The following is a 14,954-nucleotide window of genomic DNA, read 5'->3' as shown; positions in this document are numbered from 1 at the left end:
CAATTGCATTCCAGAGCCAGCGCTAAGAAATAGTAAGAACCTATCCCTTTTCCGTAAAAGAAATCCCTATGTATCTATGATACACAGGGACATTCTATCCGATATCGCACGAGAAGTCAATTAATTACACATTGACATAGTGACTGAAACTGCCGATGACAAGCTGCGGAAACTCAGCATGCAGTGTGTCCATAAAGTTCTTTGTTCCGACGGGATCGCTCTCCGCCTCCGGCATGGTTCGGAGAAACAGCGTCGGATCAATGTTCAGGTTCCGCATCTGTATCATCTGAACCGGCAGCACGCGGAAAAACTCCTGCCAGGCCGCCAGTTCCTCCACACGGTCCGTAAACCCCGGAAAATGGAGCAAGTTCAGCGAGACATAGACATCGTGGTCAAGCGCATAGCGCAAGGATTCCTTTACATTGTCGAGCGGATAGCTTGCACGATAATATGCGTCATAACTTTCCTCGCGTGCACTGATAATGGAGACGCGCAGCGAATCCAATCCTGCATCGACAATCTTCTTCATTCCCTGCGGGAATCCGGCGTTGGAGTTCATATTGATCTGACCACGCGGCGTTACGGCACGGATTCTTCGAATGCCCTCTGCGATGCGGTCGGCTGCAAGCGACGGCTCTCCCTCACATCCCTGTCCGAAACTGATAATGCCGTCCGGTGCAATCGAGAGATGGTAGATACCGACCTCGGCGATTTCCTCTGCAGTCGGGGCGAATGTAATCCGCTCCTGCGGAGAGGGACAGCACTCCGAACTCTGAAGGGAGATACAGCCGAGACAATTCGCATTGCACACGGGAGATGTCGGAACACCGCACTCCCAACGCCGATAAAAGAGATTTTGAGCAGTCAGGCAGTGATAGTTTATTGAACAGTTCCCCACCTGCTCCACAATCCGATTATCCGGCAGCTCCTTCATCGTTCTGCGCACGAGCCTCTTCAATTCTTTTCCATTATAGTTGGCAGGGTCCCATTTCTCATTTTCGTCCGTATAGACCGCTGTAACACACAGTTCTCCGCGATAGGAGACGACAGCCGTATATCCGTAGAGCGGCAGGGGCGCAGCGTCCGGCGCACGGTGAAATGCAGGAAGATAGGTGCGCGTATAGCCTTGCGGAAGAATCGCTGCGACGGCAGTCCCGACAATCTCCGCCTCCTCTCCTGCACCGTTCATCCCAACGGCAGTGTGTGCCGGCATAAACATGAGATCAGCGCTGTCAGGAAGAGGGATCAATTCCCCAGACGTGATGGGAACATTGTGGGCACCGATGCGTCCAAGTGCGCGCAGGTCGTCTGCCTCGCAGATACTGCCGCTGCGGTCCGCATAGACGGCTGTGATCTCATTCGCCCGACGCGGACGAATTTTCTTCTTGTTGGGCTTCATGGCTTCCCTCTTGTTTTCGCGCCTTTTTCTTATGCGGATTGTAGCGATTCATCGCGAGATCTGTACCGTCTTGCGCGATGCACTCCATCGCGGGCAGCAAATAGTCGATCGCCTCGCGAATCCGCGGCACATCTTCTGCCGAAAACGGCGCAAGCACGTGATTGATGACGCTCCACCCTGCAGGCGGACGACCGATGCCAATACGGACACGGGCAAAATTCTCGCTCCCAACATGGGCGATAATGGACTTAATACCGTTGTGTCCGCCCGAGCCGCCCTTCTTCCGGATACGAACCGTGCCTGCCGGGATATCCATATCATCGTGAGCGACAACGAGATCCTCCGTATCGAGTTTATAATAGGAAAGCATTGGTCCGAGAGCTTCCCCGCTGTTATTCATATAGGTCAGCGGCTTTACAAGGAATACTTTTTCCCCGCCGATGCGAACTTCCAGAACAAGAGAATGAAAAGCCTCCCTCCATGACGCTGCATTCAGATGCGCCGCAAGCGCATCCATGAGCATAAAGCCAACATTGTGCTTTGTCTTGGCATATTCCGCACCGGGATTGCCGAGTCCTGCAATAATTTTCATGTATTACCCTTTCGTCGGATCGCCGATAATAAAGAGATAGGCGAATACGACGATGCCGAGCGCAATGCGATACCAGCCGAACACCGTAAAATCGTTGCGTTTGATATAACGGAGGAGGAAACGGATCGAGAGGATGGACACAATGAACGCCGTTGCCATGCCAACGCCAAGAATTACGAGTTCCGTCCGAGAGTAATTCCATCCAAATTTCACAAGCTTCAAAAAAGACGCCCCAAACATGACGGGAATCGCAAGGAAGAAGGTAAACTCTGTTGCAACATAACGGCTCGCACCGAAGATAATGCCGCCGAGAATGGTTGCACCCGAACGGCTCGTTCCAGGTACGAGAGAGAGCACCTGGAATATGCCGATGATGAATGCCGTGCGATAATCCAGTTGGGCAAGGCTCTCTACACGCGGCACGCGTCGTTTGTTCCATCGTTCGACAATGATAAACAGGATGCCATAGAGGATCAGCATAGCGGCAACGACTGGGGCATTCATAAAATGCTCTTCCATATATTTATTAAAAGCAAGTCCGATCACTGCTGCCGGAAGACATGCAACAATAACCTTTCCCCAGAGATCAAATGTCTCGCGCCGCTCCTGCCTCGATTTACTCGTGAGAAACGGGTTGAGCTTGCCGACATTCAGGACTACGACAGCGAGAATTGCGCCAAGTTGGATTACGACGAGAAACATATCCATAAACGCCGTCGACACGTCGAGACGGATGAACTCATCGACGAGGATCATATGGCCCGTACTGGATACCGGCAGCCATTCCGTCACCCCCTCTACAATCCCCAGAACAGCAACCTTCACCAGCTCCATAAATGCAATACCCACAGTAAATATAATCCTCCCTCATAAGGAAAACGCCGATAAAATCCTGCCTATTATAGCATAGTTCCCGGTATTCTGCACAAAAAAAGCTGCCACAGCAGCTTTTTTCAATACGATTTTTTAATATGCTTTTCTTACACCAAGCCGTGTGCAAGCATAACATCTGCAACCTTTGCAAAGGCAGTAATGTTTGCGCCGGCGACGAGATCATCGGGATCCGCATAGAGCTCGGCGTTCTTCTTTGCGCTGTTGTAAATATTTGCCATAATCTTCTTGAGACGGGTATCCACCTTCTCAAACGTCCACTGACGGCGCTCAGAGTTCTGCGACATTTCGAGGGCAGAGACTGCGACACCGCCCGCATTGGCAGCCTTTGCCGGGGCAAAGAGGACGTGATGGCTCTGAAAATATGCAATGGCATCAAGAGACGAAGGCATATTAGCTCCCTCACCGACTGCCTGAACACCGCCCGCAACAAGCAGCTTTGCCGCCTCCAGATCGATTTCGTTCTGCGTCGCGCAGGGGAGTGCAATATCACATTTGACTGACCAGATCCCATGGCAGCCCTCATGATACTCGGCATTCGGATGCGTACCTGCATACTCTTTGATGCGGGCGCGGCGCACTTCCTTGATCTCTTTGAGCGCCGCAAGATCGATTCCGTCAGGATCATAAATATAGCCGTTGGAATCCGAGCAGGTCACAACCTTCGCCCCAAATTCCTGCGCCTTTTCGATAGCATAGGTCGCAACATTGCCGGCACCGGAGACCACAACCGTCTTTCCCGCAAGGTCAATGCCCTTCGCGTCCAGCATATTCTTTACGAAGTAGAGAAGACCGTATCCCGTCGCCTCCGTACGTGCGAGACTGCCCCAATAATCGATACGCTTTCCGGTCAGAACGCCCGCGTCATAGGAGTCGCGAATACGCTTGTACTGGCCAAAGAGGTAGCCGATCTCGCGTCCGCCGACGCCGATATCGCCTGCCGGAACATCGACATTCGGACCGATATGCCGATAGAGTTCCGTCATGAAGCTCTGGCAGAACTTCATCACTTCATTGTCCGAACGACCGTGCGGATCGAAGTCCGAACCACCCTTGGCTCCGCCGATCGGGAGTCCAGTCAGTGCATTCTTGTATACCTGCTCAAAGGCAAGGAATTTCAGAATATCGAGCGTTACGCTCGGATGGAAGCGAAGACCGCCCTTATACGGTCCAATTGTGCTGGACATCTGCACGCGGTAACCGCGGTTGACCTGAATCTCGCCCTTGTCATCCACCCATGGCACACGAAATGAGACAATGCGCTCCGGCTCAATCATACGCTCCAGGATCTTATGTGCTTTGTATTCCGGATGTTTTTCCAAAAGGGGGACGACAGATGTCAGAACCTCCGCGACTGTGTTTTTAAATTGCTTTTGATCAGGATCGCGCTTCGATACAAGATCGAGAATTTCATTTACATACTGTTTCATGTCGGACATGGTATTTCCTCCTTTTGTTTGCTCGATGGCTATTCAGCGAACGTGACAGAGTATAGCACAGGGAATGGAAGTTTGTATAGACATTATGGCAATGAATACAATATGCACCAAAAATACAAAAAGAGGTCTCTGCATATTCTGCAGAGACCTCTTTGTATTCTATAGATGATATGGCTCTCCGCGGCTAATCTTAAAGGAGCGATAAATCTGCTCCATGAGAAAAAGCCGAATAAGCTGGTGCGGGAATGTAAATCGAGAGAAGGAGAGCCGCAGATCAGCAACGCGGCCCACCTCTTCTGAGAGGCCAAAGGGGCCGCCGATCAGAAAGACAATGTGGCTCTGTCCCTCAAGGCCGATGCGATCTATTTTGGCCGAGAGTTCCTCCGACGTATAGGCCTCCCCCGAAATATCCAATACAATGAGATATGCGTCCCGAGGGACCTTCGCACGCAACCGCTTTCCCTCGCGGCGCAGCGTCTCCTCTCGTTCTGCCGCAGAGGGCCTTTCCTTCATGCGCTCTTCGTTGATCTCGATGATACTTACATCTGCATAGGAACGCAAACGCTTTTCATACTCTATGATCCCGTCATGAAGGTACTTTTCTTTGAGTTTACCGGCACAGACAATGGTGATCTTCATCGATCATCCTGCGGCATCTCTTCAAGAACGACCTCGGCCTTGTGCTTCGTATCGTTGCGATCATAGGTGATCGTTATCTTGTCGCCGACCTTGTACGAGGCGACTTTATTGCGCAGGTCCGCCACGCTGTTGACCTCTTCGCCATCGATCTCCAAAATGATATCGCCTCGCTGGAAGCCTGCCTTTCCGCACGGTCCATCAAGTGCCAGTCGGAAAATGTAAACGCCCTTGTCAATATTAAGCTGATAGCCATAGCGTGCAGCCGTCGTCGGGTCAAAGACGGAAACGCCGAGATAAGGACGTGCCACATATCCCTTTTCAATCAGTTCATTAATAATGGTCTGCACCGTATTGATTGGGATGGAAAAGCCCATCCCCTCAACAGCGGCTGCTGCTACCTTGGCACTGTTAATGCCAATGACTTCACCGTCGGCATTAACAAGAGCCCCACCCGAATTACCCGGACTGATCGCCGCATCGGTCTGAAGCAGCTTTACACGCTTGTCGCTGACATCGAGTGTACGATTCAGTGCACTGATGACCCCTACCGTGACGCTGCCCTGGAACTCCAGCCCCAGCGGATTTCCGATAGCAATGGCGGGTTCGCCGACTACCACCGTATCTGAGTTGCCGAATACGGCAGTTGGAAGATCATTCGCATCTACTTTGACAACGGCAAGATCGGTGAATTCGTCCTGTCCGATGAGTTTTCCCTTGAGGCTGCGTCCGTCGGAGAGAGAAACAATGATCTCCTTTGCTCCGCTGATAACATGGTAGTTCGTTACAATATAACCATCACTGCGGAAAACCACGCCGGAGCCGACGCCCTCTGTCTCAACGGGATTATTGAACCAGTCGCGTGCGACTGCCTTGTTCGTGATCCCGACGACAGCAGGTCCCACCGCTTTTGCAGCACGGACCACAGGGGTATTTCGCGCATCGGAAAGCCCGGAAACGTCAACGGACTGCGCCGGCTTTATCCCGCCGACACTGTTGTCGGCAGCCGTTCCCATCGAGCAGCCGCCAAAGATGACAAGAGAAGCCAGAACCGCGGCAGCCGTAACGACAATCCCCTTGCCGCGCTTCAATCGGATGTTCATAAAAGCATCTCCTTTTCACATAATTATTTCTGCGCCGCCCTGCGGCAGACAAGCCTCTATATCAAGGACAACGCCGCGTGATGCGAGAATATCATTCACCGTATCGAGGGCGAGCCCGGGACGATTGTTTTCCTCCGAGAGATGCGCCAGATAGACCTTGCGCGGGTATTTTTTCATACGTGTAAGGGCCCATGCTGCATCCCCGTTGGCAAGATGTCCGCGGTTCGACAAAATACGCCGCTTAAGCGGCCACGGGTAACTTCCCTGACGGAGCATATCCGCATCATGATTCGCCTCAAGGACAAGAACATCCGCCCCCTCCATTGCGTGCTGCACCGTCTCCGTAACGACACCGAGATCCGTGGCGATTGTACAGCAGTACCCTCCCTCAATACGGAAACCGCAGGGTTCCGCGGCATCGTGAGAGATGGCGAACGGCCGCACCGTAACATCACCGATTGTAAAATCATCTGTGATGCTTTGCATATTATCTGCAAATGCTGCTCCTCCATCAATTCCGGCAAGCGTTCCCCGCGTTGCAATGATCGGCAGATGATATTGTTTGGCAAGCGTTTTAAGTCCGCGTACGTGGTCAATGTGCTCGTGGGTCACCAGTACCGCATCCAGACTCTGCGGTTCAATACCGTGCTCTTTCAAACGTTCTGTAATACATGCTGCGCTGATGCCGGCGTCGATGAGCAGATGCGCTCCGTTGAGCTCAACATAAATCGAATTCCCTTTGCTTCCGCTCGCCAGTATGGATACCTGCAACGAACAGCCCCCTCTCATGTTCATCATGATATTCCATTTTTCTGTAAATTTCCTGCAAAATTTCTATGGACGATGTTAAGATTATTCTTCTATTGAAATAGAAAAAACCGCTGTTCCAAACAGAAACTGCGGCCATATCATCCTATTTATTCTTCAGTTCATCCTTCATCTGCGCAATATGACCCATAACCTCGGAGGAAAATGCATCCAGCGCCTCCTTACTCTTTCGATCACCATGAAATGAAATCGGCACTCCGTACATAATACGCAGCTGCGGCAAAAATCCTCCATTGGCAAAGATACGATGTGAGTTCAGTATGGCAACAGGAACAATCGGCGCTCCCGTCATAGCAGCGATAAGAGCAACGCCGGCCTCCGCCTTCTGCAGCTCACCGGTCTTGCTGCGTGTTCCCTCTGGGAAAAGTCCAAGGATACGTCCTTCTCTGAGCACTCCAACCGCTGCTTTGATCGCCCCGCGGTCGGATTCTCCGCGCTTTACAGGGAAAGCATGGCAGCGTCGGATCGCAGCACCAAAGATCGGATTCTCAAACAGTTCAATCTTTGCCATATAGCTGACGGGCCGCTCGATCAGACTCGCCATCAGGGGCGGATCAATATTGCTCGCATGGTTGGCAGCAAGGATGACAGCCCCCTCCTGCGGGATATTCTCGCGTCCATAGACCCGCGCACGAAAAACAGTATAGAAGAGCAAACGAAAAAGATGCTGAAAAAAAGCATAAAACATGTCTGGCCCACCTATTCACAGAGTTCGAGAATTCGCGCAACAACATCATCAATCGAAAGCGCGGTTGTATCCAGCAATACGGCATCGTCCGCCCGACGCAGCGGAGAAATTGCGCGTTCGCTGTCCTGCTTATCGCGCGATGCGATCTCCCCTTTCAGCTCGTCAAAATCCACCGCATATCCTTTCTCCTTCATCTCCTCATAGCGGCGCCGCGCGCGCTCCTCTACGGAGGCCGTCAGAAAAATCTTTACATCGGCATCCGGCAGCACGTTCGTCCCGATGTCGCGTCCGTCCATTACAACTGCGCCATCACGCGCCATCACACGCTGCAGTTCCACCATTTTCTCCCGCACAGGAGCCAACGCGGCAACACGAGAGACGATATGCGTGACCTCCGGCGTGCGAATCTCTGACGTCACATCCGTTCCGTCGACGGTGACCCGGGTTCCGCTCTCTGTGCAGGCAAGGCGCACATCAATATCACGGACCGCACGCAGGATTGCAGCATCGCTCGTGTCCCCCTCCTCCCGAAGGGTCTTCCATGCGACACCGCGATACATGGCCCCCGTGTCGATATAAGTATAGCCGAGCTTTTCCGCCGCAATCTTTGCAACGGTACTCTTGCCCGCACCTGCAGGCCCGTCAATGGCAATCACACGCTTCATACAGATTTCCTCCTAGCTGCACTGAGCCGCTCCATCTCAGAAAAAAATGTTGGGTAAGAAATATTCACGCTGTCCGGATTCTCTAAGACAGCCCCCTTCCCAGCCGCCGCAAGAACGGCAAGTGACATCGCCATGCGATGGTCACCCCGGCTGCTGACCTTCGCCCGACGAAGCTTCCGCTGCCCATGGATTACCAATCCGTCCTCCCGTTCCTCGATACTGCCGGGAGCAATTTTGGAGAATTCCGCGGCAATCGCATCCAGCCGATCTGTCTCCTTCACGCGAAGCTCCTCGGCCCCCGAAATGACGGTATCGCCTTCGGCAAAGAAAGCGGCCGCGGCAAGGATCGGGATCTCATCGATCAGACGCGGCATGATCTCCGCACCAAAGGACACGCCGTGCAGCTGCGCTGCCTGCACCTCAATATCGGCAACGGGCTCTCCGCCGCTTTGACGTTTATTTCGCAGCGTAATATGTGCCCCCATCTCCGAGAGCACATCCAAAATTCCTGTGCGTGTCAGATTGATGCCCACATTGTTCAGCAGGAGCCGGCTGCCGGGAATAATACTTCCCGCAGTGAGGAAATATGCGGCCGAACTGATATCCCCCGGCACTATAATCTCATTTGGAGCCCGATATGTTTCCGTTTCCACGGGGAAGATTGTAACACTCGTTCGGCTGCGCTCGAGGCGAACACCAAAGTTCGCAAGCATCTGTTCCGTATGATCACGTGAGATGTAGGGCTCCGTGACGGTGGTCGGAGCATCTGCATAGAGTCCCGCAAGCAGAATTGCAGACTTGACCTGGGCGCTTGCAACGGGACTTTCATAGTATATGCCGTGCAGTTTTCCCTCTGCCGGCAGAATGGTAAGCGGGAGATTATTGTTCCCGCTGCGTCCAAAAATCTTTGCCCCCATTTGTGCGAGCGGAAGGAGTACTCGCCCCATTGGGCGTCGCGTCAGCGAATCATCTCCGCTGAATGTCGAGAAGAATGGCTGTGGGGCTAAGAGCCCCATCATCAAGCGCAGCGTTGTCCCGGAGTTTCCCGCATCAAGCACGGAAAAGGGCTCGGATAAGCCATGCGGCCCATTTCCCTTGACTACAAGCTCATGTTCATTCAAAAATTCGATATCCACTCCAAGCGCGCGCATGACCCCGACAGTCGACAAGCAGTCCTCAGCATGAAGGAAGTTCCTGATATGAACGGGCGTGTCGCCGAGTCCTGCGAACATAACGCTGCGGTGCGAGACAGATTTATCCCCCGGGATCGATAGTTCCCCCTGCCAACCGCGCTGTGCCTGATCTATTGTCCTCAGTTCCGCCATCGTCTTCACGCCCCTCTAAATTTGATACACTGTGACAGCCGGCGGCATGTCCCGTCGAAAACGCCGCCTGCAAGTTATAGCCGCCCGTATAGGCGTCAACATCAATAAGTTCGCCGGCAAAATACAGATTGCTCACAATCTTTGATTCCATCGTGCGCGGATTAATTTCACGCGTATCCACTCCGCCGGCTGTCACAATCGCCTCTGCGATAGGACGCGTCCCGATAACCGTCATCGGCAGCGCCTGCAGTACGTGTACAAGGCGCTTGCGCTCCTTTGTTGAAATTTGTCCGCAAGAGGATGTCGGCGATAGTCCCGCCGTATTCAGTACGGGTGTGATGAGTCGCTTGGGCAGGAGATCGATCATACCGCTGCGGAGCTGTTTACGTTCATACTTCGCAAAATCACGCTCCACCCGTTCACACAGGACTTCATATGTAAGAGCAGGCTTGAGATTCAAACGGAGCTCAAGTGTATCGGCTCCCATGGAGAGGAGTTCCGAGGCACAGCGGCTCAGCTGCAGGATGATCGGTCCCGTGACGCCAAAATGTGTGAACAGCATCTCGCCGAATTCCTCTTGAGCCTTTTTCCCCGCATAATAGAGCGTTGCGCGCACATTGCGGAGAGAAAGTCCCTGCAGTTCCTTGACCCATGCCTCCTCCGTCACCAAAGGGACAAGCGCCGGGAATATCGGCACAACCGTATGTCCAGCTCCGCGCGCCAGAGTATAACCGTCACCCGCAGAACCAGTCGCCGGATAGGATGCGCCGCCCACGGCAAGAATCACGGCATCTGCTTCGATATCGCTGCCGTCCTTCAGGCGAACGCCGCGCACACTGTGATCTGCAGCAAGCAGTTCGCTTACTGCAGCATTTGTGCGAATCTCTACGTTCTGATCATGCAGACGTCGCAGTATCGCATTGACCACGTCAGAGGCACGATCACTCTGCGGAAAAACACGGTTCCCGCGCTCGATCTTGAGCGGTACTCCAAGGCTCTCAAAAAAAGTCATCACGTCAACATTGTCAAAGGCACGCAAACTGCTGTTGAGAAACCTGCCGTTCCCGACCGTATTCTTTATAATGTCCGGAATATCATCTGCGCTTGTGACGTTGCAGCGGCCTTTTCCCGTGATCATCATCTTGCGGCCGGCACGCGGCATCTTCTCGAGGAGCAGGACGTGCCCGCCGCATTCCGCGGCTGCGGCCGCTGCCATCATGCCCGCTGGGCCTGCACCCGCGACGACAATCCTCTTCACTGCTCATCACCCCCGCAATTATTCGAAGTTCATGAATCTCATCCCGTGTTAAATGACGAAATGAGCCGCAGGATAGCCCCCGCAGCGTCAGCATCGCAAATCGAACACGGCGAAGCGCACACACGCGGCAGCCAATTGCAGCAAACATTCGGCGCACCTGGCGATTGCGGCCTTCGTGGATAATTGTCTCAACCACAGTGTATCCCTTATCTGCTCGAAGAATACGCAGCTTTGCCGAAGCTGTCATGCCGTCCTCGAGAAGAATCCCGCGGCGCAGCCTTGTAAGCCCTCCTTCTGTCACAGGACCCGCAACCTCTGCATGGTAGACCTTATCGATCTCAAAGCGCGGGTGAAGGAGGCCCTGTGTAATGGCCCCATCATTTGTGATGAGCAGCACCCCCTCCGTATCAGCATCCAAACGCCCCACAGGATAAAGCCGTGCCGGAAAATCTGGAAGAAGGTCGAGAACCGTCTTTCGCCCTCGGTCATCCCGAGCCGTTGAGAGGTAGCCGCGCGGCTTATTGAGCAGTATATAAAACCGCTTTTCATCTGAATGGATGGGTTTGCTATCTACAGTAATCGTATGGTTTGCCGGATCGAATTTACGTCCGAGTTCAGTTACGGCAACACCGTCCACAGCGACCCGCCCGGCGCGAATCAAATCCTCTGCAGCGCGGCGCGATGCAACGCCTGCATTGCTGAGGATTTTTTGCAGTCGTTCTTCCATGACGCCTCCTAACGTATCTTGACGCCCCGTTCTCCCATGAGTTCTGCAAGTTCTTTCAGGACCTCTGCAGACCCGTCGATCCAGTAGGAGGATTCCAGCCGGCGCCAACGCCCCTCACTCTGCACATAGACAGGATGATCGCCCGGATGACCGGCAAACAGTTCCTGCATCTGTGTCCATAATCTACGCCTCTCTGCATCTGCAGGCGGAGTCAGATAAAATGAGGTGCGATATTCATTCATTTGCCAGATCTCATCTGCCAGCAGCTTCGGCTCCTCTCCTGCAGCATCAATGCGCCCCTGTATGACGACAATACTATCGGGCTCCAAATCAGAAACATGCGCATAGAATACGCGCGGAAAAATAGTGACCTCAATCCGTCCTGTGAAATCCTCGAGTTCTGCAAAGAGCATTGTATCGCCCTTTTTTGTCGTAAAGCGCTTCGTATTCGTCAGTATGCCTCCGATGCGTACAAGCTGCCGGTCCTTACGTATTGTACCGGGAATATCCCCAATCGGCAGGAGACATGCAAGCGTATCGCTGTAATCATCCAGCGGATGCCCGGTAATGTAAAATCCCGTTGCTTCTTTCTCCCATGTCAGCCGTTCACGGGTCGTACTCGGAGGGACATCAGAGGAGATCTGAATCTGCTGGACCTCCTCCATCGTATCCTGACCGAACAGGCCAATCTGACCGCTTATCAGATCCCTCTGCCGCCGTGCAGCATCCTGCATCGCCGCATCAAGTGCTGCGAGCAGTTGATTTCGCTCCATGCCGATGCTGTCAAATGCGCCGCATTTGATCAGGCTCTCAATCGCCCTTTTATTGAGTGTGCGCATATCCACACGCGCACAGAAATCAACAAGCGAACGGAACTTCCCTCCCTCTGCACGAACGCGCTCCATACTTGCAATGGCGTTCTCTCCGACATTGCGGACGGCGGCAAGACCGAACCGTATGGCACCGCCTTCAATGCCAAAGGTTGCCACGCTGGAATTGATGTCGGGCGGAAGTATTTTTATCTTCATCTGACGGCAGAGCTGAATATAGACGGGAATTTTATCGGTCTTATCCATAATGCTCGTCAGCACCCCTGCCATGAACTCCACGGGGTAATGCGCCTTGAGATATGCCGTCTGCCACGCGAGCAGCCCATAGGCCGCGCTGTGAGACTTGTTGAAGCCATAGTCTGCAAAATGTGTCAGAAGGTCAAAGATACGATTGGCAAGCGAAGCCTCGATCCCGTTCTTTTCGCAGCCCTGCAGAAAGATTTCTTTCTGTGCCATCAGCAGCTCATGCTTCTTCTTTCCCATAGCGCGGCGCAGGATATCTGCCTGACCGAGAGTGAACCCTGCGAGCACCTGGACGATCTGCATAACCTGCTCCTGATAGAGCACAACGCCGAAGGTCTCCTTCAAAATCGGCTCAAGCAGCGGATGCATATAGACAACTTCTTTTTTCCCGTGCAGACCATCAATGAAATCCGTCACCATGCCGCTGCCGAGGGGGCCGGGACGATAGAGCGCCACCGTCGGGATCAGATCGACAAAGCCTTTTGGCTGGAGATCCTTGACCAGGTTCGTCATGCCCGCCGACTCCATCTGAAACACGGCCCCCGTATCGCCATTGCAAAGCATCTTTGCCGTCTGCGCATCCTCCAGCGGAATCTGATCAATATCCAGCTCGACTCCATGGGAGCGGCGGACATGGTTGACCGTATCCGCAATGATGGTCAGCGTGCGCAACCCCAGGAAGTCCATTTTGAGGAGGCCGAGCGCCTCCACATCGTCTTTGTCGAACTCTGTGACAAGCGTCCCCTCGGAGACCCATACAGGCACCTGATCTGCAAGCGGAGATTTTGCGATCACGACACCGGCTGCGTGAATGGAGGTATTACGCGGCAGTCCCTCAATCTTTCGCGCAAGATCGATGACCCTGCGCGCCGCCTCATCCTCCTCATAGCGCTTGCGAAAGTCCGTCGATTCTTGAAGCGCTCGATCCAGCGTTATATTAAGCTCTGCCGGGATGAGTTTTGTGATTGTCGACACCTCGCTGAACGGCATCTCGAGTACGCGTGCGACATCGCGAATGGCGCCTTTTGCGCCCATTGTGCCGAAGGTCGCAATCTGCGCGACATGATCCTCGCCGTAGCGTTCCTTGACATACGAAATAACCCGTCCGCGGTTAATGTCGTCAAAATCAATATCGATATCCGGCATCGACACGCGCTCGGGGTTAAGAAAGCGCTCAAAGAGGAGTGCGTATTGGAGGGGATCGATGTTCGTAATGCCGAGCAGATAGGCAACGATGCTGCCTGCTGCCGATCCGCGCCCAGGTCCGACGGCCACGCCGTGTTCCCGCGCGTAGTTGATAAAATCCCAAACGATGAGGAAGTAGCTGGCATATCCCATGTTGTGAATGACGCCAAGCTCATAATCAAGCCGCTGACGGATCTCATCGTCTGCATCCGGATAGCGCAGGGGAAGACGTTCCTCACAGAGCGCACGCAGATAGACATCATCGCTCTCATACCCTTTCGGCATTGGATAATACGGCAGCTGCAGTTCGCCAAAAGTGAAATCCACCTGACATCTTTCGGCAATCTTCACCGTGTTTTCAAGTGCTCCCGGATAATCTGCAAAGAGTTCCGCCATCTCCTGCTCAGATTTCAGATAGTAGTCGGGTCCCGAAAAGCGCATGCGGTCAGGATCGTTGATTGTTCTCCCCGTCTGCACACAGAGCAGGATATCATGGAACTCGCTGTCATCCGCATGAACATAGTGGACATCATTTGTTGCGACAAGTCGGACACCATGCTTCTCTGCCAGATCACGAAGAGCATGATTCACCGTTTTCTCTTCAGGGAGTCCGTGATCCTGTATTTCCAAGAAAAAATTCGCATGCCCGAATATGTCGATATATTCGCGAACGATCTCATCCGCCTGTTCTATATTCCCGCGCAGAATCGCCTGCGGAATCTCTCCTGCAACACAGGCGGAAAGCGCGATAATTCCCTCATGGTAGCGGCGCAGAAGTTCCTTATCAATGCGAGGTTTATAATAATATCCCTCAATATTTGCGAGAGATACGAGCTGAACAAGGTTACGATAGCCCAGCTCATTCTCGGCAAGAAGGATCAAATGATAATAGCGCTGACCATCCACCTCTGCGCGTTCCTGCCGCATACGCGGTGCGAGGTAGACCTCGCATCCGATAACGGGATGGATCCCCTGTGCCTTTGCCTCTTTATAGAATCGAACCGCACCGTACATGACGCCGTGATCGGTCATAGCGACCGAATCCATCCCGAGTTCTTTCGTGCGGCGCACAAGCTCCTTGATCCGACTTGCGCCGTCCAGCAAACTGTATTCCGTATGCACATGGAGATGAGCAAATGCCATAG

General features: G+C 53.3%; 12 protein-coding genes and 1 pseudogene. All 13 read right to left on the bottom strand.

Features of this window, described 5'->3' with window-relative positions:
- Positions 1 to 124: 124 nt before the first annotated feature.
- Complete coding sequence (locus HMPREF7545_RS02690; RefSeq protein WP_006694141.1) at positions 125 to 1,399, bottom strand: radical SAM family protein; 1,275 nt, start codon at positions 1,397 to 1,399, stop codon at positions 125 to 127.
- The gene (pth, locus tag HMPREF7545_RS02685) at positions 1,356 to 1,991 is read right to left on the bottom strand and encodes an aminoacyl-tRNA hydrolase (protein WP_006694140.1); all 636 of its coding nucleotides are present in this window, start codon (positions 1,989 to 1,991) and stop codon (positions 1,356 to 1,358) included. Before pth ends, HMPREF7545_RS02690 begins: the two co-directional genes overlap by 44 nt.
- 3 nt (positions 1,992 to 1,994) lie before the next feature.
- Positions 1,995 to 2,825 carry an undecaprenyl-diphosphate phosphatase gene (locus tag HMPREF7545_RS02680; protein ID WP_006694139.1) on the bottom strand — a complete coding sequence of 277 codons (831 nt, stop codon included), beginning with the start codon at positions 2,823 to 2,825 and terminating at the stop codon, positions 1,995 to 1,997.
- A gap of 146 nt (positions 2,826 to 2,971) precedes the next feature.
- On the bottom strand, positions 2,972 to 4,321 hold the full coding sequence (gene gdhA, locus HMPREF7545_RS02675; RefSeq protein ID WP_006694138.1) for an NADP-specific glutamate dehydrogenase: 1,350 nt from the start codon (positions 4,319 to 4,321) through the stop codon (positions 2,972 to 2,974).
- A 159-nt stretch (positions 4,322 to 4,480) separates the two neighbouring features.
- Complete coding sequence (rlmH, locus tag HMPREF7545_RS02670; protein WP_006694137.1) at positions 4,481 to 4,960, bottom strand: 23S rRNA (pseudouridine(1915)-N(3))-methyltransferase RlmH; 480 nt, start codon at positions 4,958 to 4,960, stop codon at positions 4,481 to 4,483.
- Entirely contained in the window at positions 4,957 to 6,060 is a 1,104-nt protein-coding gene (locus HMPREF7545_RS02665; protein WP_006694136.1) for a S1C family serine protease, read from the bottom strand. The genes rlmH and HMPREF7545_RS02665 overlap by 4 nt, the downstream gene beginning before the upstream one ends.
- Before the next feature lie 15 nt (positions 6,061 to 6,075).
- The gene (locus HMPREF7545_RS02660) at positions 6,076 to 6,831 is read right to left on the bottom strand and encodes an MBL fold metallo-hydrolase (RefSeq protein ID WP_040571149.1); all 756 of its coding nucleotides are present in this window, start codon (positions 6,829 to 6,831) and stop codon (positions 6,076 to 6,078) included.
- A gap of 142 nt (positions 6,832 to 6,973) precedes the next feature.
- Positions 6,974 to 7,576: a lysophospholipid acyltransferase family protein gene (locus HMPREF7545_RS02655; protein ID WP_006694134.1), complete on the bottom strand. Its 603-nt coding sequence runs from the start codon at positions 7,574 to 7,576 to the stop codon at positions 6,974 to 6,976.
- An 11-nt stretch (positions 7,577 to 7,587) separates the two neighbouring features.
- Positions 7,588 to 8,241 carry a (d)CMP kinase gene (gene cmk, locus HMPREF7545_RS02650; protein ID WP_006694133.1) on the bottom strand — a complete coding sequence of 218 codons (654 nt, stop codon included), beginning with the start codon at positions 8,239 to 8,241 and terminating at the stop codon, positions 7,588 to 7,590.
- On the bottom strand, positions 8,238 to 9,566 hold the full coding sequence (aroA, locus tag HMPREF7545_RS02645) for a 3-phosphoshikimate 1-carboxyvinyltransferase (RefSeq protein ID WP_071585632.1): 1,329 nt from the start codon (positions 9,564 to 9,566) through the stop codon (positions 8,238 to 8,240). The genes cmk and aroA overlap by 4 nt, the downstream gene beginning before the upstream one ends.
- Positions 9,496 to 10,824: a BaiN/RdsA family NAD(P)/FAD-dependent oxidoreductase gene (locus tag HMPREF7545_RS02640; protein ID WP_006694131.1), complete on the bottom strand. Its 1,329-nt coding sequence runs from the start codon at positions 10,822 to 10,824 to the stop codon at positions 9,496 to 9,498. The genes aroA and HMPREF7545_RS02640 overlap by 71 nt, the downstream gene beginning before the upstream one ends.
- Before the next feature lie 103 nt (positions 10,825 to 10,927).
- Positions 10,928 to 11,551 (bottom strand): annotated as a pseudogene (locus tag HMPREF7545_RS02635) (pseudouridine synthase); the annotation flags it as partial.
- An 8-nt stretch (positions 11,552 to 11,559) separates the two neighbouring features.
- Positions 11,560 to 14,952 (bottom strand): DNA polymerase III subunit alpha, encoded by a 3,393-nt coding sequence (locus tag HMPREF7545_RS02630; RefSeq protein ID WP_006694129.1) that lies wholly within the window; start codon positions 14,950 to 14,952, stop codon positions 11,560 to 11,562.
- Positions 14,953 to 14,954: the final 2 nt, after the last annotated feature.

It is taken from the genome of Centipeda noxia ATCC 43541 (assembly GCF_000160555.1).
GTDB lineage: Bacteria > Bacillota > Negativicutes > Selenomonadales > Selenomonadaceae > Centipeda > Centipeda noxia.
The sequence above is the reverse complement of the archived record's forward strand: the minus strand, read 5'-3'. Positions and strand labels throughout refer to the sequence as shown.